At 60.3% G+C, this 20613-nt stretch carries 18 protein-coding genes and 1 tRNA gene; 9 read left to right on the forward strand and 10 right to left on the reverse strand.

The annotated features are described in order from the left end of the window. Positions 1-76: 76 nt before the first annotated feature. The 6 genes from araD to chvE all read right to left on the reverse strand — a co-directional run bounded on the left by araD (position 77) and on the right by chvE (position 8397). Entirely contained in the window at positions 77-1816 is a 1740-nt protein-coding gene (araD, locus tag QTL94_RS20300) for an L-arabinonate dehydratase (protein ID WP_113522631.1), read from the reverse strand. A gap of 63 nt (positions 1817-1879) precedes the next feature. Continuing rightward, the gene (locus QTL94_RS20305) at positions 1880-3313 is read right to left on the reverse strand and encodes an aldehyde dehydrogenase family protein (RefSeq protein WP_289803049.1); all 1434 of its coding nucleotides are present in this window, start codon (positions 3311-3313) and stop codon (positions 1880-1882) included. 72 nt (positions 3314-3385) lie between these two features. After that, positions 3386-4381 carry an AraD1 family protein gene (araD1, locus tag QTL94_RS20310; RefSeq protein WP_289803061.1) on the reverse strand — a complete coding sequence of 332 codons (996 nt, stop codon included), beginning with the start codon at positions 4379-4381 and terminating at the stop codon, positions 3386-3388. A gap of 111 nt (positions 4382-4492) precedes the next feature. Next, a complete protein-coding gene (gene mmsB / locus QTL94_RS20315) occupies positions 4493-5701 on the reverse strand; it encodes a multiple monosaccharide ABC transporter permease (RefSeq protein WP_289803050.1) in 1209 nt (402 codons plus the stop codon). Then, a complete protein-coding gene (gene mmsA, locus QTL94_RS20320) occupies positions 5698-7236 on the reverse strand; it encodes a multiple monosaccharide ABC transporter ATP-binding protein (RefSeq protein ID WP_113522635.1) in 1539 nt (512 codons plus the stop codon). Before mmsA ends, mmsB begins: the two co-directional genes overlap by 4 nt. 96 nt (positions 7237-7332) lie before the next feature. Next, positions 7333-8397 carry a multiple monosaccharide ABC transporter substrate-binding protein gene (gene chvE / locus QTL94_RS20325; RefSeq protein ID WP_113522636.1) on the reverse strand — a complete coding sequence of 355 codons (1065 nt, stop codon included), beginning with the start codon at positions 8395-8397 and terminating at the stop codon, positions 7333-7335. A gap of 271 nt (positions 8398-8668) precedes the next feature. Here chvE and QTL94_RS20330 point away from each other — a divergent pair, with 271 nt between their 5' ends. Continuing rightward, a complete protein-coding gene (locus tag QTL94_RS20330; protein ID WP_289803051.1) occupies positions 8669-9676 on the forward strand; it encodes a LysR family transcriptional regulator in 1008 nt (335 codons plus the stop codon). Between the two features lie 57 nt (positions 9677-9733). Further along, positions 9734-10213 carry a hypothetical protein gene (locus QTL94_RS20335; protein WP_289803052.1) on the forward strand — a complete coding sequence of 160 codons (480 nt, stop codon included), beginning with the start codon at positions 9734-9736 and terminating at the stop codon, positions 10211-10213. 6 nt (positions 10214-10219) lie between these two features. On the opposite strand, the gene QTL94_RS20340 is transcribed toward QTL94_RS20335, so the two are convergent. After that, a complete protein-coding gene (locus QTL94_RS20340) occupies positions 10220-10483 on the reverse strand; it encodes a hypothetical protein (RefSeq protein WP_289803053.1) in 264 nt (87 codons plus the stop codon). A 151-nt stretch (positions 10484-10634) separates the two neighbouring features. On the opposite strand from QTL94_RS20340, the gene iolG reads away from it, so the two are divergent. Continuing rightward, positions 10635-11627, forward strand: a complete 993-nt coding sequence (iolG, locus tag QTL94_RS20345; RefSeq protein WP_289803054.1) for an inositol 2-dehydrogenase — start codon at positions 10635-10637, stop codon at positions 11625-11627. A gap of 95 nt (positions 11628-11722) precedes the next feature. On the opposite strand, the gene QTL94_RS20350 is transcribed toward iolG, so the two are convergent. Beyond that, the gene (locus QTL94_RS20350) at positions 11723-12946 is read right to left on the reverse strand and encodes an ROK family transcriptional regulator (protein ID WP_289803055.1); all 1224 of its coding nucleotides are present in this window, start codon (positions 12944-12946) and stop codon (positions 11723-11725) included. Between the two features lie 227 nt (positions 12947-13173). Here QTL94_RS20350 and xylF point away from each other — a divergent pair, with 227 nt between their 5' ends. From xylF to QTL94_RS20380, 6 genes are all read left to right on the forward strand, one after another. Next, positions 13174-14214, forward strand: a complete 1041-nt coding sequence (gene xylF / locus QTL94_RS20355) for a D-xylose ABC transporter substrate-binding protein (RefSeq protein WP_065690824.1) — start codon at positions 13174-13176, stop codon at positions 14212-14214. 252 nt (positions 14215-14466) lie between these two features. After that, on the forward strand, positions 14467-15777 hold the full coding sequence (locus tag QTL94_RS20360) for a sugar ABC transporter permease (RefSeq protein WP_113522642.1): 1311 nt from the start codon (positions 14467-14469) through the stop codon (positions 15775-15777). Between the two features lie 14 nt (positions 15778-15791). Next, entirely contained in the window at positions 15792-16574 is a 783-nt protein-coding gene (locus tag QTL94_RS20365) for an ATP-binding cassette domain-containing protein (RefSeq protein WP_016554837.1), read from the forward strand. 118 nt (positions 16575-16692) lie between these two features. Next, a tRNA-Arg gene (locus QTL94_RS20370) sits at positions 16693-16769 on the forward strand. A gap of 121 nt (positions 16770-16890) precedes the next feature. Next, positions 16891-18702 carry a site-specific integrase gene (locus tag QTL94_RS20375; RefSeq protein ID WP_289803056.1) on the forward strand — a complete coding sequence of 604 codons (1812 nt, stop codon included), beginning with the start codon at positions 16891-16893 and terminating at the stop codon, positions 18700-18702. A 23-nt stretch (positions 18703-18725) separates the two neighbouring features. Continuing rightward, positions 18726-19961 (forward strand): hypothetical protein, encoded by a 1236-nt coding sequence (locus QTL94_RS20380; RefSeq protein WP_289803057.1) that lies wholly within the window; start codon positions 18726-18728, stop codon positions 19959-19961. Here the strand turns inward: QTL94_RS20380 and QTL94_RS20385 are convergent. After that, positions 19919-20239, reverse strand: a complete 321-nt coding sequence (locus QTL94_RS20385) for a Rha family transcriptional regulator (protein ID WP_289803058.1) — start codon at positions 20237-20239, stop codon at positions 19919-19921. The two genes, QTL94_RS20380 and QTL94_RS20385, sit on opposite strands and share 43 nt — an antisense overlap. A 32-nt stretch (positions 20240-20271) precedes the next feature. Then, positions 20272-20445 carry a hypothetical protein gene (locus QTL94_RS20390; protein ID WP_289803059.1) on the reverse strand — a complete coding sequence of 58 codons (174 nt, stop codon included), beginning with the start codon at positions 20443-20445 and terminating at the stop codon, positions 20272-20274. Between the last annotated feature and the right edge of the window lie 168 nt (positions 20446-20613).

A 20613-nucleotide genomic window follows, 5' to 3' on the forward strand; every position in this document is an offset into this window, starting at 1 on the left:
GCTCTGCCCAGCAAGACCAAAAAGGCGGAGCTCTCGCCCCGCCTCCTCGTCAATTCGCGCGATCGAAACCGAACGCTTAGTGGCTGTCCTTGCCCACGGCGTTGCCGCGGCAACCCTTGAGGAAGTCAAGGTCGGCGCCTGTGTCGGCACCCTGCACGTGCTGCTGGTGCAGCCAGGCGTAGCCGGAGGTCGGCAGGTCGTGCTGCGGCTTCCATTCCGCCAGGCGGCGCGCCATTTCCTCGTCGGAAATGTCGACATGCAGGCGGCGGTTCGGCACGTCGAGCTCGATCATGTCGCCGTTCTTGATGACCGCCAGCGGACCGCCGACAGCGGCTTCCGGCGAGGTGTGCAGAACGACGGTGCCATAGGCCGTGCCGGACATGCGCGCGTCGGAGATGCGCACCATGTCGGTGATGCCTTTCTTGAGCACCTTCGGCGGCAGACCCATGTTGCCGACTTCGGCCATACCTGGATAGCCCTTCGGACCACAGTTCTTCATGACCATGACGCAGGTCTCGTCGATATCGAGATTGTCGTCGTTGATCTTCGCCTTGTAGTCGTCGATGTCCTCGAACACCACGGCGCGGCCGCGATGCGTCAGGAGATGCGGCGAAGCTGCCGACGGCTTCAGGACTGCACCCTTCGGCGCCAGGTTGCCGCGCAGGACGACGATGCCGCCCGACTGCGTCAGGGCCTTTTCGGCCGGCAGGATGACGTCTTCGTTCCAGTTGACGACGTCCTTGACCTCGTCCCACATGGTTTCGCCCGACACCGTCAGCGCATCCTTGTGCAACAGGCCGGCTTCGCCGAGGCGCTTCAGCACGACAGGCAGACCACCGGCGTAGAAGAACTCTTCCATCAGGTATTTGCCCGACGGCATCAGGTTGACGATGGTCGGCACGTCGCGGCCGCAACGGTCCCAGTCGTCGAGCGTCAGGTCGATTCCGACGCGGCCAGCCATGGCGAGCAGGTGGATGACGGCGTTGGTCGAACCGCCGATCGCCGCATTGGTGCGGATGGCGTTTTCGAAGGCCTGCTTGGTCATGATGTCGGAAGGCTTCAGGTCGTCCTTGACCATCTGCACGATGCGGCGACCGGTAAGCTGCGCCATGACCTTGCGGCGGCTGTCGACGCCCGGGATCGCAGCATTGCCCGACAGCGCCATGCCGAGCGCTTCGGCCATCGACGCCATCGTGGATGCGGTGCCCATCGTGTTGCAGGTGCCCGACGAACGGCTCATCGAGGCTTCTGCCTCGAGGAACTCGGCCTGCGTCATCTCGCCGGCCTTCACCATTTCAGAGAACTTCCAGAGGTGCGTGCCGGAACCGACACGCTCGCCGCGGAAATAGCCGTTCAACATCGGGCCGCCGGTGACGACGATCGACGGCAGGTCGACGGAAGCAGCACCCATGATCAGCGACGGCGTGGTCTTGTCGCAGCCGACCATCAGCACGCAGCCGTCCATCGGCTGGCCGCGGATCGCTTCTTCGACAGCGAGCGCCGCAAGGTTGCGGTACATCATCGCCGTGGGGCGGAAGGTGTTCTCAGAAGCCGAAAATACCGGAACTTCCATCGGGAAGCCGCCGGCTTCCCACACGCCCGCCTTCACCTTCTCGGCGAGCTCGCGCAGATGGCCGTTGCACGGCGTCATGTCGGACCAGGTGTTGAGGATACCGATGACGGGGCGTCCGTCGAACAGGTCGTGCGGATGTCCCTGGTTCTTCATCCAGCCGCGGTGATAGATCACGTCACGGCTCGTGCCGCCGTACCATTCCTGCGATCGAAGTTTACGCGGCCATTCCGCTTTCTTGAACATTTTCTTCTGCCTTTTGAGGGATGTCGAGCCGCCCTCGTGACGGCCCGGATCACCAGTTGGTCGTCAAGCCAGCGTGTAGCTGGTTTTAACAGTTGTATAGAATTCTGCGGCGTACTTGCCCTGCTCGCGCGGGCCGTAGGACGAGCCCTTGCGGCCGCCGAACGGAACGTGGAAATCGACACCCGCCGTCGGCAGGTTGACCATCACCATGCCAGCCTCGGCATTGCGCTTGAAGTGCGTCGCGTGCTTCAGGCTCGTCGTCGCAATGCCGGAGGAGAGGCCGAACGGCGTGTCGTTGGCCGTCGCCAGCGCCTCTTCGTAATCCTTGACCCGGATAAGAGAGACGACAGGTCCGAAGATCTCCTCGCGCGAAATTCGCATCTCGTTGGTCGCTTCGGTAAACAGCGTCGGCTGCAGGTAGAAGCCGGGCGTCTCGCGGCTGATGAGCTCGCCGCCAAAGGCCAGCTTGGCGCCTTCTTGTCTGCCGATCTCGATGTAATCGGTGTCGGTCTTCAGCTGCTTCTCGTCGACCACGGGACCGATATGGGTTCCCGCCTTCAAGGCGTTGTCCACCACCAGGGTCTCGAGCTTGGCCGTCAGCGCCGCCACGAACTTGTCGTGGATGCCTTCGGTGACGATCAGGCGCGATGAGGCCGTGCAACGCTGGCCGGTCGAGAAGAAGCCGGAGTTGGCGGCGGCCTCGACTGCAACGTCGAGATCGGCATCATCAAGGACCACCATCGGGTTCTTGCCGCCCATCTCCAGCTGGAACTTGCGGTTATGCTCGAGCGAGGCAGCGGCAACGCGCCGGCCGGTGCCCGTCGATCCGGTAAAGGTGATCCCCGATACGTCGGGGCTGTCGAGCATGGCCTGACCGACGACCGAGCCCTTGCCCATGACGAGGTTGAGCACGCCCTTCGGCAGGCCCGCGCGGTGCAGGATGTCGACGATCGCCCACGAGCAGGCTGGAACCAGTTCCGCCGGCTTGAAGACGACGGTGTTGCCATAACAGAGCGCCGGCGCGATCTTCCAGGCCGGAATGGCGATCGGGAAGTTCCAGGGTGTGATGATGCCGATGACACCGAGCGGATCACGGGTGATTTCGACGCCGATGTTCGGGCGAACCGACGGGATGACCTCGCCGGCGAGACGCAGGGCTTCGCCCGCGAAGAATTCGAAAATCTGGCTGGCCCGAATGGTTTCGCCGATCGCCTCGGGAAGGGTCTTGCCCTCTTCGCGGGCCAGCAGCGCGCCGAGCTCGTCCTTGCGCGCCATGATCTCGTCGCCAGCCTTCTTCAGGATGACGTGGCGTTCCCAGATGCCGGAGCGCGACCATGCGGGAAAAGCTGCCTTGGCTGCGGCGATCGCGTTCTTCGTGTCTTCAGCCGAGCCATCGGCATAGAGACCGACGACTTCATTGGTATCGGACGGGTTGATATTTTCGGTCGCGTCCGAGCCGATCCATTCGCCGCCAATCAGGTTCTGATAAATGGTCATGGGCTGAAACAGCCTCCTCTACCGCTTATGAAAGAATGGCCGGACGCGCATATGCGCCCGGCCATCAGAAACTCAGAGCTGCTTGACGACGATCTCTTCTTCAACGTCGATCTTCAGCGGATTGCGAAGCGGCAGACCGAATTCGGCGACTTCGATTTCGAAGACATCGCCCTCTTCCGCCTTGATGCCTTCGGCAAACGAAAGCGTGGCCGTGCCGAACATGTGGACGTGAACGTCGCCGGGCACACGGAACAGGCCGTACTTGAAGTGGTGGTATTCGAGGTTCGCGAAGGTGTGCGACATGTTCGCTTCACCGGACAGGAATGGCTTCTCGAAGATCACCTTGTCGCCGCGCTTGATACGCGAGGTACCGCGAATATCGTTCGGCGCAGCACCGATGCGGATTTCCGGGCCGAAGCTTGCCGGACGCAGCTTGGAGTGCGCGAGGTAGAGGTAGTTGATCCGCTCGGTAACATGATCGGAAAACTCGTTCGACAGCGCAAAGCCGATGCGGAACGGCGTGCCGTCCTGAGCGATGACGTAGATCCCGGCCATTTCAGGCTCTTCGCCGCCATCGAGCGCGAAGGACGGAGAAACGAGCGGCGCGCCTGGAGCAGCTGAACCATAGCCGTTGCCCTTGTAGAACCACTCGGGCTGAACGCCCTTTTCGCCGTCCTTCGGCTTGCCGTTCTCAAGGCCCATCTTGAACATCTTCATCGAGTCCGTGAGGGTTTCCTCGGCGGCCTCGGAGGTCTTCTTGTGCATGCTGTCGCGCGTTGCCGCCGAACCCAGATGCGTCAGGCCCGTGCCCGTCAGGTGCAGATGCGCCGCGTCGGGATGCGTCATCGGCGGCAGGAAGCGGCCTTCGGCGTAAGCCTTTTCGAGATCGACGGCATCGCCGAGGCCATGCGCTTCGATCACTGACACCAGCGACTTGCCGCCATTTGCTGCTTCCATTGCCAGCGCATAGACGCTGGCGGCGTTCTTGACGGCTTTCGCGGTACCGCCCGGCTCGCGCACGGCGACGATGATCTCTCCGTTCGAACCCTTGATCTGCGAAATAAGCACGGTCTTCATCCTTCTTTCGATTGCGCGGAATATGCTCCGCCGTTCCGGCTCCCGAAGGAGCCGGATGTGCAAGTTCATTTCACTGCGAATGCGTGGGCAGCGCCGAAGCGCTTAGCCCTTGTTCTTGTTGTAGACGTCGAAGAAGACGGCAGCGAGGAGCACAAGGCCCTTGACCATCTGCTGGAAGTCGATGCCGAGACCGACGATCGACATGCCGTTGTTCATCACGCCCATGATGAACGCGCCGATGACGGCACCGGTGATCTTGCCAACGCCGCCGGATGCCGAAGCACCGCCGATGAAGCAGGCCGCGATAACGTCCAGTTCGAAGCCGACGCCGGCCTTCGGGGTTGCCGAGTTCAGGCGGGCCGCGATGATCATGCCGGCAAGACCGGCCAGAACGCCCATGTTGACGAAGGTGAAGAAGCTCAGGCGCTCGGTGTTGATACCCGAAAGCTTGGTAGCCTTTTCATTGCCGCCCATGGCGTAGATGCGGCGACCGATCGTGGTGCGACGCGTCACGAAGGCATAGGCTGCGATCAGTACGAGCATGACGACGAGAACGTTCGGCAGGCCCTTGTAGCTCGACAGCTGGTAGCCGAGGAACAGGATAGCGACCGACAGGATACCGTTCTGTGCCAGGAAGAAGCTCATCGGCTCGACATCGATGCCGTGGCTCTCGTTGACCTTGCGGCGGCGCCAGGCGAGATAGAAGAGCACGACAGTGCCGATCACGGTCAGCACCAGCGAGGTCGAATGCAGCGGGGTGCCGGCGACGTCGATCATGTCACCCGGCAGGAAGCCGGTGGAGATGACCTGGAAATCCTTCGGGAACGGACCGATGTTCTTGCCGCCGAGGACAAAAAGCGTCAGGCCGCGGAAGACGAGCATGCCGGCGAGCGTGACGATGAAGGCCGGAATGCGGTGGTACGCGATCCAGTAACCCTGCGCAGCGCCGATGGCACCACCGATGATCAGGCAGAGAATGCCCGCAAGCACGAAGTTCATCTGCCAATTGACGGTCATGATAGCCGCGACCGCGCCGACGAAGGCGACGATGGAGCCGACCGAAAGGTCGATGTGGCCGGCCACGATGACGAGCAGCATGCCGAGCGCCATGATGACGATGAAGGAGTTCTGCAGAACCAGGTTCGTCAGGTTGACCGGCTTGAACAGGATGCCGCCCGTGTAGAACTGGAAGAACACCATGATCGCGACGAGCGCGATGAGCATGCCGTATTCGCGGATGTTGGCGCGGATATAGTCGGCAACGGATACGACGTTGCTTTCCTCGGTGGCTGAAGGGTTGACCGGAGTCATTGTTTCTTCTCCCCTGAGCGCATGATAGCGCGCATGATGGTTTCTTGGCTCGCCTCTCCCTTTGGCAGTTCCGCAACGATACGTCCTTCATTCATGACGTAGATGCGGTCGCACGTGCCAAGCAGTTCCGGCATTTCCGATGAGATCATCAGAACGCCTTTTCCATCGGCGGCGAGCTGGTTGATGATAGTATAGATTTCGTATTTTGCACCGACATCAATACCGCGAGTGGGTTCGTCGAGGATCAGGATGTCGGGATCGGAGAACAGCCACTTGGACAGAACCACCTTCTGCTGGTTTCCGCCCGAGAGATTGACCGTTTCCTGGAAGATGCTGGAGCTGCGGATACGCAGCTTCGAGCGATAATCCGACGCAATCTTCGATTCCTTGATGGTGTCGATGACCGTGGCGCTGGACACGCCAGCAAGGTTGGCAAGCGTCGTGTTGTGAACGATGTTCTCGCCCAGCACGAGGCCAAGATGCTTTCGGTCTTCGGTCACATAGGCGAGACCGGAGTCGATCGCCTTGCGGACCGTGCTGACATCAACGGACTTGCCGTGCATCGACACGTCGCCGGTGATCTTGTGGCCGTAGGACTTGCCGAACACGCTCATCGCGAATTCGGTGCGGCCCGCGCCCATCAGACCGGCGATGCCGACCACTTCGCCCTTGCGGACGTTGATATTGATGTCGTGCAGAACCTGGCGATCACGGTGATGCTGGTGATAGGCGTTCCAGTTCTTCACCTCGAGAATCGTCTCGCCGATCGGCACGGAGCGCGGTGGATAACGATCGGCCAGCTCGCGACCCACCATGTTCTTGATGATGATGTCTTCGCTGATCTCTTCGGTTTGACAGTCGAGCGTCTTCACCGTCATGCCGTCGCGCAGGACCGTGATCTGGTCGGCGACCTTGCGCACTTCGTTGAGCTTGTGCGTGATGATAATCGACGTCAGGCCCTGGTTGCGGAACTCGATCAGGAGTTCGAGCAGCGCATCGGAGTCCTTTTCGTTGAGCGACGCAGTCGGCTCATCGAGGATCAGCAGCTTCACGCTCTTCGACAGTGCCTTGGCGATTTCGACGAGCTGCTGCTTGCCGACGCCGATATCAGTGACGAGCGTTTCGGGCGATTCCTTCAGGCCGACCTTGCTCAGCAGCTCCTTCGTGCGCTTGAAGGCTTCCTGCCATGCAATGATGCCGTTCTTGGCGACTTCGTTACCGAGGAAAATGTTTTCGGCGATCGACAGAAGCGGCACAAGCGCCAGCTCCTGGTGGATGATGACGATACCGATCTCTTCGGAGTCCTTCAGGACCTTGAAGTTGCGGACGTCACCTTCATAAACGATCTCGCCGTCATAGGTGCCGGCGGGGTAAACGCCGGAGAGAACTTTCATCAGGGTCGATTTCCCGGCCCCGTTTTCACCCACCAATGCGTGAATCTCACCTTTTCGAACCTTGAGGTTCACATTCTCAAGCGCCTTCACGCCTGGGAACGTCTTGGTGATGTTCCGCATTTCGAGGATTGTATTGTCCATGGTCAATATCCAGCGCCAGCAGCCAAAAGGGGCGCGGCGATCATAAAAGTGAAGACCGGAACCCGCAAGCAGCGGGTTCCGGCCAACTTGGTACGATTACTTCAGCTGGTCAGCCTTGTAGTAGCCGCCTTCTACGAGGATCTTCTCGTAGTTGGTCTTGTCTACTGCAACCGGGGTCAGCAGGTAGGACGGAACGACCTTGACGCCGTTGTCGTAGGTCTTGGTGTCGTTGACTTCAGGCTCCTTGCCTTCCATCAGAGCGTTGACCATGCCGACGGTAACCTTTGCGAGGTCACGGGTGTCCTTGAAGATCGTGGAGTGCTGCTCGCCAGCGATGATCGACTTGACCGAAGGAACTTCAGCGTCCTGGCCGGAAACGACCGGAAGCGGCTGATCACCAGAGCCATAGCCGACGCCCTTCAGCGACGAGATGATGCCGATGGACAGACCGTCGTAAGGCGACAGAACTGCATTGACCTTCGCGTCGGTGTAGTTAGCCGAGAGCAGGTTATCCATACGAGCCTGGGCCGTTGCCGGATCCCAACGCAGCGTACCGACCTTGTCCATGCCGGTCTGGCCGGACTTTACGACGAGCTTGCCGCTGTCGATGTAAGGCTGCAGAACGGACATTGCGCCGTCATAGAAGAAGAAGGCGTTGTTGTCGTCCGGTGAACCGCCGAAGAGCTCGATGTTGAACGGGCCCTTGCCATCCTTGAGGCCGAGGGCGTCAACGATGGAAGTTGCCTGCAGAACGCCGACCTTGAAGTTGTCGAACGTCGCGTAGTAGTCGACGTTGCCCGAGTCACGGATCAGACGGTCATAAGCGATGACCTTGATGCCTGCGTCGTGGGCCTTCTGGAGAACGTCGGAAAGCGTCGTGCCGTCGATTGCGGCGATGACGAGAACCTTGACGCCCTTCGTGACCATGTTCTCGATCTGAGACAGCTGGTTCGGAATGTCGTCGTCAGCGTACTGCAGGTCGGTGGCGTAGCCAGCTTCCTGGAGCTGCTTGACGATGTTGTTGCCGTCGTCGATCCAGCGAGCGGACGACTTCGTAGGCATGGCGATACCGACAGTCCCCTTGTCGGCAGCCAGAGCCGGCATAACGAACGACGCGACGCCGAAGGCCGCCGCTGCCATCAATGAGATAATGGTTTTCATATCTCTCTCTCCCTTAGTTAATAAACGCGCGGACGAAAAATCGCCCGCCCCGAAACTGTGGCAGGTTTCGTCTTGGATAATACTTCATATGGTGAGAAACGAAGTAGGTCTCCTCCACGCTCTCACGTGTTGAGTGCCAACCAGCACACGGCGGCAAACTGGTATGGATTCCTATAACTGTCAAATAGAATAACTGGCAAAAGGCATAACAAATTTGGTATATCGTTAAAAAGTATTACTTTTAATGGAACGCAGTTGGGAGGCTGCAACCATGGCGATTAATTCCGACCCCTCAGCGGTCGATCATGTGGATATCCAGACCGATATTTTTGGCGATGACGGCCTTCTGAGGTCGGGACTTAAGCTGAATCACCTGCGCATGATCGTCGCAATCGAAGATAGCGGGCAAATTTCGGCGGCTGCCGAGGCGCTGAACATTTCGCAGCCTGCTGCGTCGCGCATGCTGTCGGAAATGGAAACGATTCTTAAGACCTCTCTGTATGAGCGAGTCGCCCGTGGAGTGGTCCTCACGACCTTCGGCGCGGCACTTGCCAGACGGGCCCGAAAGATCATGCTCGAGCTTCGCGAAGCAAGCCGCGAGATTGGCGAGCTGAAGACCGGAAAAGGCGGTTCGGTCTTCATCGGAGCGGTGACGGCGCCGGCCATGAGCCTCGTCGTCCCGGCCATCAAACAGGTGCGGGGCGCGTTCCCCGGCATTGAGGTGAACATACAGGTCGAGACGAGCAATGTGCTTGCCCGCGAACTGCTCGCCGCCCGCCACGATTTCATCATCAGCCGGATCCCGGACGATCTCAATCCGCGGCTCTTCGAGGTCCAGGAGATCGGCATCGAGCGTGCCTGCCTCATTGTCCGCAGTGGTCACCCGCTTCTGAAGAAGAAGGTGGCGAGCCTCGAGGACCTGCCGCAGTACGACTGGGTTTTCCAGCCACCCGGTACGTTGCTGCGCAGAACCGTCGAGGATCTGTTCATCGGCCATGGCGTCCCGCTGCCCGAAAACATCGTCAACACGTCGTCGCTGCTGCTGACCTGTGCGATCATCTGCCAGACGAATGCCATTGCGCCCATCGCCATAGACGTCGCCCAGTTTCTCGCCGCGCAACGATCGAGAGCGGCCGACGTCCGGATCCTGCCGATCGATTTCGAGATCAATGTCCGGCCCTACAGCCTGATCACCGCCAGGGAGCGCGCCCTGCCGCCAAGCGCAAGACTGCTCTACGACATGGTTCTGGCTGAAAGCAAAAAGATCGGCGGCATCTGACAAGTTCTGCTCCATGTTGACCGGTTCTAATGCCGCCCGTTGAAAGGAGCCGCACAGATGCTGTTTGGCCAATCGGTATTCCAGTCCGTGCTCGACCGCCTGAAAGCGGATGAGGACCTTGATGATGATGCGATAGCGGTATCGCCCCGCATCCATGGGCTTCCGACCGGCCTCGCTTTCGACGTCATGGAAGGCATTTCTGTCGCCTCCGCCCAGCCTGGCCAAGCTTATCTGGATAACCTCGAACCGGAGACAGCCGCGATGATCGAGCCGGCGCCGATCGTCCCGCCTCCCCCGGAGCCCGAACCGGAGCCAGCCATGCCCGAGCATCTCGCCCGGACGTCCCCGCAGGAGGTCGCAGCCGAGCTCGCGATCTCGGCGCGTGACACTGTTCAGAGTCTCGGCGAAAAGCGGCGCTCGTTCGCAAAATCGAATCACCCCGACGGCGTGTACCCGAAATTCCGTGAACAGGCGTCAGCGCGGATGACGATCGCGAACCTTTTGATCGACGAAGCGATACGGCGACTAAGCCGCTGACGGCAATTAATCCGCGTCCTTGGGGGTAGGCGTTTCCGGTGCTGCAGGTTCTTCCGCTGCGGCGGGCGCTTCCGGCTCTGCGGCGGCCGGTGGCTTGTAGCTCCAGAACAGCATGTACACGGAATAGCAACCGGCACCGCCTGCCAGCACCGCCCAGAAGGGGTCGCCTTTGAAGGCCTCCACCAACGCCCAGCCGAAACAGACTGCCACGATCAGCATGCGCGCCCAGACCGGACGATAGGCGGGATGGTTCGGATCGATCAGCTGCATCTTGTTCCCATGTGTAAACCTGTCGAATGTCTTTAGGGTGGTTTCTGCAAATGTGAAAGAGCGACGGCTTGACGCCGCGCCTATTAAATGGAATGAAAATTCCAGAATAAGCTAAGTTCGGTTCATTCATTCCGAACCAAGGGAGGTTTTCATGACAGTCCGATTTGGTCTTCTCGGCGCCGGTCGTATCGGCAAGGTGCATGCAAAGGCCGTCAGCGGCGATGCCAACGCTAGGCTCGTCGCCGTTGCCGACGCGTTCCCGCAGGCGGCCGAAGCGATCGCATCCGCCTATGGCTGCGAGGTCCGCACGATCGAAGCGATCGAGGCTGCCAAGGATATCGACGCTGTCGTCATCTGCACCCCGACCGACACGCATGCCGATCTCATCGAGCATTTCGCCCGTGCCGGCAAGGCCATCTTCTGCGAAAAGCCGGTTGATCTCGACGTCGACCGCGTCAGGGCCTGCATCAAGGTCGTCGACGAGACCAAGGCGAAGTTGATGGTCGGCTTCAACCGCCGCTTCGACCCGCACTTCATGGCTGTGCGCAAAGCGATCGACGACGGCCGAATCGGCGACGTTGAAATGGTCACGATTACCTCGCGTGATCCTGGCGCCCCGCCGGTCGACTACATCAGGCGTTCGGGCGGCATCTTCCGCGACATGACGATCCACGACTTCGACATGGCCCGCTTCCTGCTCGGCGAAGAGCCGGTTGCCGTCAGCGCCACGGCCGCCGTTCTCGTCGACAAGGCGATCGGCGAAGCCGGCGACTACGACAGCGTTTCGGTGATCCTGCAGACGAAATCCGGCAAACAGGCGATCATCTCCAACTCCCGCCGCGCCACCTACGGCTACGACCAGCGCATCGAGGTGCATGGCTCGAAGGGCATGGTATCGGCCGAGAACCAGCGCCCTGTTTCCATCGAGGTCGCCAACGGGGAAGGCTACACCCGTCCGCCGCTGCATGACTTCTTCATGACGCGCTACACCGAAGCCTATGCCAACGAAATCGCAAGCTTCATCGCCGCCATCGAGAAGGGCGCCAAGATCTCGCCCTCCGGCGCCGACGGCCTGGCAGCACTCGCACTCGCAGACGCGGCAGTTCAGTCCGTCAAGGAAGGCAAGCTCATCAAGATCGGCTGACGGCCCTCTCCCGACCGAAAGCCAACTGTGAAATGGCCGGGCCCCTGCCCGGCCATTTCTCGTTTCATGAGGATGATGCGCCATGAGATGCACGACTATTCGCCTGCCTGCGTGCCGGACATGACCAGTTCCTGATCGATGACCGACAGCGCTCTTTCCAGGTGCCCTTCGAAGACGAGGATCGACTCGTCTGCCACGACGCGGATTTCCGGCATCCCCTCCATCCGCACGACATGCGCCTGGGCAAGCCCCTCTTCGATGCCCTGCCGCAGAAGGTCATAGTAGCGGGTTCCCGGACCTGTGATCGCGATCGGCATACGTTCCGTCAGGCTGAGCAGACGCGAAAGCCCGTTTCCAAGCGCGATGCCGGCTTGCCTGAAGGCGAAGGACGACATGCGATGCCCGTGGCGGGCTTGCGCGGCAATCTTGTCGAGCTCGGCAACCGGCACGAACTTCGCCGGGATCGTATCGAGCGGCACCTCGAAGGCCATGCGCAGAATGGCATAGAAGCCGGCATAGGCCTCGATGCACCCTCTGCTGCCGCAGCGACAAAGACCGCCATTCGCCATGTGCAGCATATGTCCGAAGTTCGGGGCGGAGATTTCCCGCTCCCCCGGCCCGGTGCGCCTGACAATGCCGAGCCCGATGCTGTGCCCGAGCGACAGCGCGGCAAGCGAGCGAAACTCGGCCGGCCTCGTATTCTCCTCATGCGCGCCGAGCGCGGCTGCGACAAGTTGCGTCTCGTTGCCAAGGATGATCCTGGCTTGCCAGGCGGGCCGAAGAGCCGATTCGAAATCGATCTGATCGCCGCCGAAGATAGGCGACCACACGAGCACTGGATCGGTGGCATGCACCAGCCCCTTGCTGCTGATCGAGATCAACAGCACCTTCTCCTGCGGGAGTTTCGAGCGCGAAAGAATGCGTGCTAGCCCATCCTTGACCGAGGCAACAAACCGCTCGGCACCGGCCGGATCATGCGACCGCTCCTCGCTGAACCGGTCGATCAGCTTGCCAGCGTAATCGACCAGCGAATACTGCACGCCATCCGATGAAATGACCACCACGATAAGATAGCCGCAGTCGCGCCGTTGCCGAAACAGCACCCGCGGACGCCCTCGCCCGCTAGCCGATTGCTGCTCAGATTTCTCAATGATCTCAGCCTTTTCCAGGTCGGCGGTAATGGCCGAAATGGTCGCCGAGGACAGCTTCGTGAAATCCGCAATTTCGGTATGCGCCAGCGCGCCGTGTCTGCGAAGCGCTGACAGCACGAGCACGCTGTTTCTCTGCCGGACCAACTCCGTGCTCGACTTGGTCAGCATATATGCCGGCCCTCTCCCCCTCGCATTCCACCCTCGTTCACACCGTATCTCCAGCAACCTTTCCGCGCAGAAAATTAAGCTGGTAGTGCGGTGTTGACAGTTGAAAAAATCTCTGACACTAAATTTCTCGACTGTCGAGAAAATAATTTGAACCTTCTCGTCAGCGAACCGCGGCGGCCGGAGGAACCACTGGCTGGGGCTGGCCGCAATCCACTCGGGAGGACATTATGAAGTCAATTTTGAAGCTGATGGCAGGTGCTGCCATCCTCGTATCGGTGCATACCGCCGCAATGGCTGCCGACCTCGTCGTCGGCGTTTCCTGGTCGAATTTCCAGGAAGAACGTTGGAAGACTGACGAAGCCGCCATCAAGAAGGCCCTCGAAGCCAAGGGCGCAAAGTACATTTCCGCTGATGCACAATCGTCTGCCGCAAAGCAGCTCACCGACGTTGAATCGCTGATCTCGCAGGGCGCAAACGCACTCATCGTTCTCGCTCAGGACAGTGACGCAATCGGCCCGGCCATCGAAAAGGCTGCTGCTGAAGGCATTCCTGTCGTCGGCTACGACCGCCTGATCGAAAACCCCGCTGCCTTCTACATCACCTTCGACAACAAGGAAGTTGGTCGTCTGCAGGCTGAAGGCGTGTTCAAGGTCAAGCCGGAAGGCAACTACGTCTTCATCAAGGGCTCTTCTTCCGACCCGAACGCGGACTTCCTGTTCGCCGGCCAGATGGAAGTCCTGAAGGCCGCTGTTGACGCGGGCAAGATCAAGAACGTCGGCGAAGCCTACACCGACGGCTGGCTGCCGCAGAACGCGCAGCGCAACATGGAACAGTTCCTGACCGCCAACAACAACAAGGTCGACGCCGTTGTTGCTTCCAACGACGGCACCGCCGGCGGCGCTGTGGCTGCTCTCGACGCACAGGGCATGGCAGGCACCGTTCCGGTGTCCGGCCAGGACGCCGACAAGGCTGCTCTGAACCGCATCGCGCTCGGCACCCAGACGGTTTCCGTCTGGAAGGACAGCCGCGAACTCGGCAAGCGCGCTGCAGAAATCGCGCTCGACCTCGCTGGCGGCAAGACCATGGACAAGATCGACGGTGTAACCACCTTCGATGGCGGCCCGAAGAAGGTGAAGATGCAGTCGATCTTCCTGAAGCCGCAGGCAATCACCAAGGACAACCTGAACGTCGTCATCGACGCCGGCTGGATCTCCAAGGCTGAAGCTTGCCAGGGCGTAAAGGCCGGCAGCGTCAAGGCTTGCGACTAATCCTCGCCAGCTGAACCAACACACCGGCGCCGTGGCGATCTCGCCGCGGCGCCGGATGCGGATGGAGCCCCAATGAAGCGCTCCCCGCCTCGCAACGCACCGCGAACGCTTTGATTCCCTGCCGCAACGATGCCGCCCCTCGGGCGGCCGCTTCGGAAGTCTCTCGGTGGTCGATTTGAAGAACAGGGCACCTCGGCAAGGGCTTTCGGCCCCCCGCGCCAGAGCCCAAACAGTGGGGGAAACGGCAAACCCATGGCAAACATCACACAATCCTCATCGGGCCATCCGCGCTCGGCGGAGGGCAACGCTTTCACGCGCTTCCTGCGCGCAACCGAGATCGACACGCGCCTGCTCGGCATGGTCGCGGCGCTGCTGGTCATCTGGATCGGCTTTCATCTCTACACCGGCGGGCTCTTCCTGACGCCACGCAACCTCTGGAACCTCTCGGTCCAGACCACCGAGATCGCGGTTCTCGCGACCGGCATGGTGCTCGTCATCGTCACCCGCAACATCGACCTGTCGATCGGCTCGATGCTCGGCCTCGTCGCCATGATCATGGGCGTCGTCCAGGCGAAGTTCCTGCCGCAATATCTCGGCTTCGACAATTCCTGGACCTGGCTCATCACGCTGGTCTGCGGCCTGATCGCCGGAACGCTGATCGGCCTCTTCCAGGGCGTCATCATCGCCTTCCTGGGCGTCCCCTCTTTCATCGTCACGCTCGGCGGCTTCCTCGCCTGGCGCGGCCTTGCCTGGTACGTGACATCGGGCCAGACGGTCGCCCCCCTCGACACCACCTTCCGCATCATGGGCGGCGGTGCCGAAGGCTCCGTCGGCGCCACATGGAGCTGGATCATCGGCCTTGTCGCCTGCGTGCTGATCATCGTCGGCATCATCGGCTCGCGCCACCAGCGCAAGCGCTTCAACTTCCCGCGCCGGCCGCTCTGGGCCGAGTATTTCCTTGTTGTTCTCGGCTGCGCGCTGGTGCTCGGCGCCATCTGGGTCTCGACCATCTATTACTGGCCGGTTGCGATCGCCAAGAAATACGCCGAAGCCAACGGTATCGCCTGGCCGGAAACGGGGCTCTTCATCTCCTACGGCATCGCGGTGCCTGTGCTGATCGCCGTTCTCGTCGGCATCGTCATGACTTTCATCGCCACCCGCCTGCGCTTCGGTCGCTACGTCTTCGCGATCGGCGGCAACCCTGAAGCGGCAGAACTTGCCGGCATCAAGACCCGCTGGGTCGCGGTCCGCATCTTCGCGCTGATGGGCTTCCTGGCAGCCGTTGCCGCGGCGATCTCGACGGCCCGCCTCAACGCCGCCGCCAACTCGCAGGGTACGACTTACGAGCTCTACACCATCGCGGCGGCCGTCATCGGCGGCACCTCGCTTGCCGGCGGCACCGGCACCATCGCCGGCGCGATGCTCGGCGCTCTGGTCATGCAGTCGCTGCAGTCCGGCATGGGTCTCGCGAACGTCGATACCCCCATACAAAATGTCGTCGTGGGCGCCGTGCTCGTCGTAGCCGTCTGGCTCGACACCGTCTATCGCTCGCGGTCGAAGTAAGAGGAGTCCTAGATATGACTGATCAACGCGCTCCCCTTGTGGAACTGAAAAACATCTCGATCTCCTTCGGCGGCATCCATGCCGTGGACAATGCTTCGGTCGATCTCTACCCCGGCGAAGTCGTCGCCCTTCTCGGCCATAACGGCGCCGGCAAGTCCACGCTGATCAAGATCCTGTCGGGCGCCTACAAGCGCGACAGCGGCGAGATCCTGATCAACGGCGAGCCGGCCGACATACGCAATCCGCGCGATGCCAAAAAGTATGGCATCGAGACGATCTACCAGACGCTCGCCGTCGCCGATAACGTCGACGCCGCCGCCAACCTCTATCTCGGCCGCGAGATCCGCACCAAGTGGGGCACCCTCGACGACGTCGCCATGGAGGCCTCGACGCGCGAGGTGATGGGTCGCCTCAACCCCAACTTCCGCCGCTTCAAGGAGCCGGTGAAGGCGCTCTCGGGCGGCCAGCGGCAGTCGGTGGCGATCGCCCGCGCGATCCTCTTCAACGCCCGCATCCTGATCATGGACGAGCCGACGGCAGCCCTTGGGCCGCAGGAGACGGCTCAGGTGGGCGAGCTGATCAAGCAGCTGAAGAAGGAAGGCATCGGCATCTTCCTCATCAGCCACGACATCCACGACGTCTTCGACCTCGCCGACCGCGTCTCGGTCATGAAGAACGGCCAGGTCGTCGGCCACGCCCGCACCGAGGACGTGACCAAGGACGAGGTGCTCGGGATGATCATCCTCGGCAAGGTGCCCCCCAAGGCCATCCCCGGCCCCGGCGCCATGCAGGTCTGACAACAATCGGTGCGCCGTTTGCAAGAACGGCGCACTTTTCAATTTTGGAGATTGATGCTGGCGAGAAGCTAGGCTAAGAACCACCCATCGGACAGGCGATTCAAACCGCCTCAGGCATGCACCCGTAGCTCAGCTGGATAGAGTGTTGGATTCCGATTCCAAAGGTCACAGGTTCGAATCCTGTCGGGTGCGCCACTATTTTCCTAATGCATTGAAAACGCAAAACGTCTAAGCTTCCAAGGCCTTAGTCGCAGCCAGCTACTTCACATTGCTACTGCACAAGGGTTGGACACACCGGATGGCGGGATTGAGTTTCATGCAGCGGAGACCCTCAGGCATCTATGAGTTTCGCAGGCGGCTCCCTCAAGCTCTTGCCGGAAAGCCGGTGCCTGCTTGGGCGAAATCCCCTCCTCACTCCGAGTTGGTCAACCCATCCACAGGTAACTTTAAGCAGTACCTCACGGTCTCGCTCCGCACGAATGACCACCGGCTGGCCAAGAGGCGCGACCTAGACGAAGCACGGCGCGTGGAGGGCCTATTCGCCTTCGCGCTGGAGATGACGGCACGCGGCGGCCCTGAGGCTCCGGCACCAGATAGTCCCTCAGGCCTTCCCTCCCTTGAGGAGATTGAGAGCTACTTTCACCGACAGGTGCTTCAGAAGGACGACGAGGAGCGGGCACAGGGAGACCCCCGCCGCCATCTTCAAACACCTCTGGAGCGGACACAGTGGCCAGCCCTTGCGGATGCCCGCTTGGGACTACTCGGCATGGCGGATGGGCACCACGAGGTTATTGGCGACCTCAACGCTGAGCACCTGAGGGATTATCGCAATGCGTACTCTCGCCAGCGTACAGACATCGTGGCGGTAGAGCTTGCCGGCTTCCTGCGAGACCGAGGGGCAGCGACGGTAGACCCCACTTCCGAATACTATCACCAAGCCGGGCTTGCCGCTCTAGCGGGGCAAATAGCTGGTCATGAGGACATTGAGCGGCGACAGGCGGGCGCAAAGGTGGCAACACCTGGGCCTGTGGTGGTCAACAGGGGCCCGAAGCTTTCTGAAGCCGTCACCGATTGGAAGGCCGGAACAGCGGCACGGGGCGGCAAGAAGCCCACCCATTCGTCTGTGCGTGAGGCCGAACGAGCAGCCCGGTTCTTCGTGGAGTTCCACGGCGACTTGCCTTTGGGGGATATCACGAAGCCGAAAGCCAGAGAGTTCCGTGATGCCCTTGCCAAGATGCCGAAGCGGCTCAAGGGCACTCAGCGAAAGATGGCACTGCGGGCGCTAGTTGCTAGCACGAGGCCGGACCAAGAGACCATCCACGCAAACACGGTCAACAAGTATCTCAACTGCTTGACTGCTGTGGTGAATGCGGCGCTGAAGGATGGCAGGCTAGACGATGTAACCGGCTTCACCAATCCCTTCTCACTGCTCGGCATCTCCGTAGACAAGCGAAATGACCCTAACCGAAGGAAGCTTTTCTCACAGTCCGACCTCAAAGCGATCTTCACCAGCGCAATCTATTCCGAGGGGTCTAGGCCGAAAGGTGGGCGGGGAGAAGCGGCCTATTGGCTTCCCCTCATGGCGCTCTTAACCGGGGCTAGGCTCAATGAGATTGCCCAACTGCGGCTTGAGGATATCCAGCAGGATGAGGAAACGGGAATATGGGTGGTCAATATTGATACCGATGGTGACCGCTCGGTTAAAACCGTGAGCTCCCGCAGACAGGTCCCTATCCACGCTGAGCTCATGCGGCTTGGCCTGTTGCGATACCGAGATGCCCTCCTCAAAGCGGGTGCCAAGAAGTCGTCCAGCATGTGGCCGGAGCTCTACTCCGCAGACCCGAAGTACCGCTCAACGGCATGGTCCAAGTGGTTCAATCGATACCTCAGGGAGACCATCGGCATCACCGATGTAGGCAAGGTGTTCCACTCCTTCCGCCACACCTTCAAACGGCTGGGGCGTGATGCCGTGCCGGAAGAAATGCACGATGCGCTCACCGGGCATACCGGCAAGGGTGGTGTAGGGCGAGACTATGGGGATGGCTTTGGGCTCGAAACACTGCATGCCGCGATAAGCAAGATTGTGGTCCCGCAGTGCGTGCTTGACCTGCCAGGAAAAGAGGACTGATAGCGAACAGAGGAGCACTTGCAATGGCTACCCTCACCGTGGAGAACTTTGATGCTGATCTCTACAAGCTTGCCAAAGCGTTCGGCGTACTTGACCAAAAGCTTTCGATTGAGCGCTTAGGTGGGTGTGACGGAGCGAAGTCGGGTGCACTTCCCGAGCTTGAGGCTCAGTGTCGCGCCTATTGGGCTCGCCAAAACGAACCGAGCAACGCCGCTTGGAACAACTATACAAATCGCAAGGGGCCTGCTTCCTACCCCGCTTGCTTTGCTGAGCTTTGTGCCGAAAGCATGGAAGTCCGTTTATTAGTCGCTAGGCGTCTGACGGAACTCTCTGAGGCAGGAATTGACACCGACCCACGAGACCATCTGAGCATCGAGATTGGAGAAAGCAGCAGGCGACGCGGTTTCCTTTTGACAGCCCGTTTTTCTGACGGACTCTCTGCAAAACGATACGCTGATTTCGATGAGCGAGAGCTTGAGGTCCCCCTCTCCGCAGAAATATCCCTCGCGTACATGCGGCCAGCGGCAGCAGTGAAGAACTGGAAGGCGCGTAAGCAAGCCGAGGAGCAACGCTACCTCCCACCTAAAGAAGGGCAAGAGGTATGGCGCTTGGTTCCTGAGGAGCGCGAACCGCCCAGCCCTCAAAGTCTAGCCGAGAACCGGCGATGGAATATTAAAGCGATCCGCATCGTTGAAGAGCGCCGCAAGAAGTCGGGTCTCGATGGGCTGGACCGCCGTGATGCGGCCCATTTGACACAACTGTTGGAGGAAGAGGAGGAATACATAGTAGACAGGCTTCTAAGGACCCTTCGCTTGCAGGAGCTCTATGAAGACTTCCACAAACGAATCAATCAGGAGAAAGCGGTCAAGGAACTTGGCATGGCGCTGCCTCCAAACCCGGAGGGGTGGGATGCTATGCTAAGAGAGTGCGACGAGACCGCTGAGATGACAGCGAACATGGCCAGAAAGTTTGCAAGGCTTGGCCGCACGGATACGCCGGTCCCCTACAGCTTCTTTTGGGATGGCATATTGAACAACTGGTACATGGGGGGACTCTTTGGAATTGTATTCAATGGAGATGACGGCCCCAAGGAAACGCGTTTGCTCCATGCGTTCACCACCCCAATCAGAGCCGCATTGGCACCCGAGAAGGCACTCGCGGAATGGCAAAAGATCAAGGCGCTTAGAGAGCGGCAGGCGTTAACACCACGGGAAATCTACGATCTTCTGAGCGGTGACAGGCGTTGGCCGAAGCTGTAGGCCTCAATGTACGCAATCTTGAAGCGGAGCGCCTTGGGTCCCGTAAAGCCCATGGCGAGGAGTGAGAAACCATCGCGGGTCATCTCAAAGGTTCGATCCATTCGGCCTTTGATTAGCGGATGTGGCTTGGAGTTTGTCGAGAAGTACACACCACTCAAATCTGAGGAATGCTGGAGAAGCTCGTCAATGTCCCTCAGGACGTTATCGTGGCGCTTCTCGAAGTACTTCGCCACATCGCGGCTGTTGGCATACACAGCGCCATCCTTGATGTGGAGCATTGGCGTTACCGCTGGCCGGGAGCTTAGCAGAATTAAGTCCGCCGTACGCCAACCCAATGCATGCCCGCCTCATCCGTCTCCCGAGGGAACGCACCACGCATAGCTGTCAGCGTCTCCACAATGGTGCCTGTGGTCCAGACCTTACGGAACTCCAGCGCTATGCCCTCCACGAGCTCTTCCGTGATGGGGTCCCAATCGGTGACCATGAAGCACACCATATCGATAAGAGCTGCAACGGCGTTATCCTCCCAGCTACCCGGAACCGGTAGCTGTTGATTTCCACTGAGAGCTGACCCGGCGCAGCCCGATATTTCCATCGAGAATTGACCCATGTTTCAACCGTCCCTCGCATATTTTCAGCGGGGGCTCTGGAG

Origin of the sequence: Rhizobium sp. S96 (genome assembly GCF_030382195.1) — a bacterium.
GTDB lineage: Bacteria > Pseudomonadota > Alphaproteobacteria > Rhizobiales > Rhizobiaceae > Rhizobium.

What these genes read in the sequence shown, in the direction of transcription:
- araD (WP_113522631.1), bottom strand. Translation starts at nt 1,816, where the DNA reads ATGTTCAAGAAAGCGGAATGGCCGCGTAAACTTCGATCGCAGGAATGG.
- QTL94_RS20305 (WP_289803049.1), bottom strand. Translation starts at nt 3,313, where the DNA reads ATGACCATTTATCAGAACCTGATTGGCGGCGAATGGATCGGCTCGGAC.
- mmsB (WP_289803050.1), bottom strand. Translation starts at nt 5,701, where the DNA reads ATGACTCCGGTCAACCCTTCAGCCACCGAGGAAAGCAACGTCGTATCC.
- mmsA (WP_113522635.1), bottom strand. Translation starts at nt 7,236, where the DNA reads ATGGACAATACAATCCTCGAAATGCGGAACATCACCAAGACGTTCCCA.
- chvE (WP_113522636.1), bottom strand. Translation starts at nt 8,397, where the DNA reads ATGAAAACCATTATCTCATTGATGGCAGCGGCGGCCTTCGGCGTCGCG.
- QTL94_RS20330 (WP_289803051.1), top strand. Translation starts at nt 8,669, where the DNA reads ATGGCGATTAATTCCGACCCCTCAGCGGTCGATCATGTGGATATCCAG.
- QTL94_RS20335 (WP_289803052.1), top strand. Translation starts at nt 9,734, where the DNA reads ATGCTGTTTGGCCAATCGGTATTCCAGTCCGTGCTCGACCGCCTGAAA.
- QTL94_RS20340 (WP_289803053.1), bottom strand. Translation starts at nt 10,483, where the DNA reads ATGCAGCTGATCGATCCGAACCATCCCGCCTATCGTCCGGTCTGGGCG.
- iolG (WP_289803054.1), top strand. Translation starts at nt 10,635, where the DNA reads ATGACAGTCCGATTTGGTCTTCTCGGCGCCGGTCGTATCGGCAAGGTG.
- QTL94_RS20350 (WP_289803055.1), bottom strand. Translation starts at nt 12,946, where the DNA reads ATGCTGACCAAGTCGAGCACGGAGTTGGTCCGGCAGAGAAACAGCGTG.
- xylF (WP_065690824.1), top strand. Translation starts at nt 13,174, where the DNA reads ATGAAGTCAATTTTGAAGCTGATGGCAGGTGCTGCCATCCTCGTATCG.
- QTL94_RS20360 (WP_113522642.1), top strand. Translation starts at nt 14,467, where the DNA reads ATGGCAAACATCACACAATCCTCATCGGGCCATCCGCGCTCGGCGGAG.
- QTL94_RS20365 (WP_016554837.1), top strand. Translation starts at nt 15,792, where the DNA reads ATGACTGATCAACGCGCTCCCCTTGTGGAACTGAAAAACATCTCGATC.
- QTL94_RS20375 (WP_289803056.1), top strand. Translation starts at nt 16,891, where the DNA reads ATGCAGCGGAGACCCTCAGGCATCTATGAGTTTCGCAGGCGGCTCCCT.
- QTL94_RS20380 (WP_289803057.1), top strand. Translation starts at nt 18,726, where the DNA reads ATGGCTACCCTCACCGTGGAGAACTTTGATGCTGATCTCTACAAGCTT.
- QTL94_RS20385 (WP_289803058.1), bottom strand. Translation starts at nt 20,239, where the DNA reads ATGCTCCACATCAAGGATGGCGCTGTGTATGCCAACAGCCGCGATGTG.
- QTL94_RS20390 (WP_289803059.1), bottom strand. Translation starts at nt 20,445, where the DNA reads ATGGTCACCGATTGGGACCCCATCACGGAAGAGCTCGTGGAGGGCATA.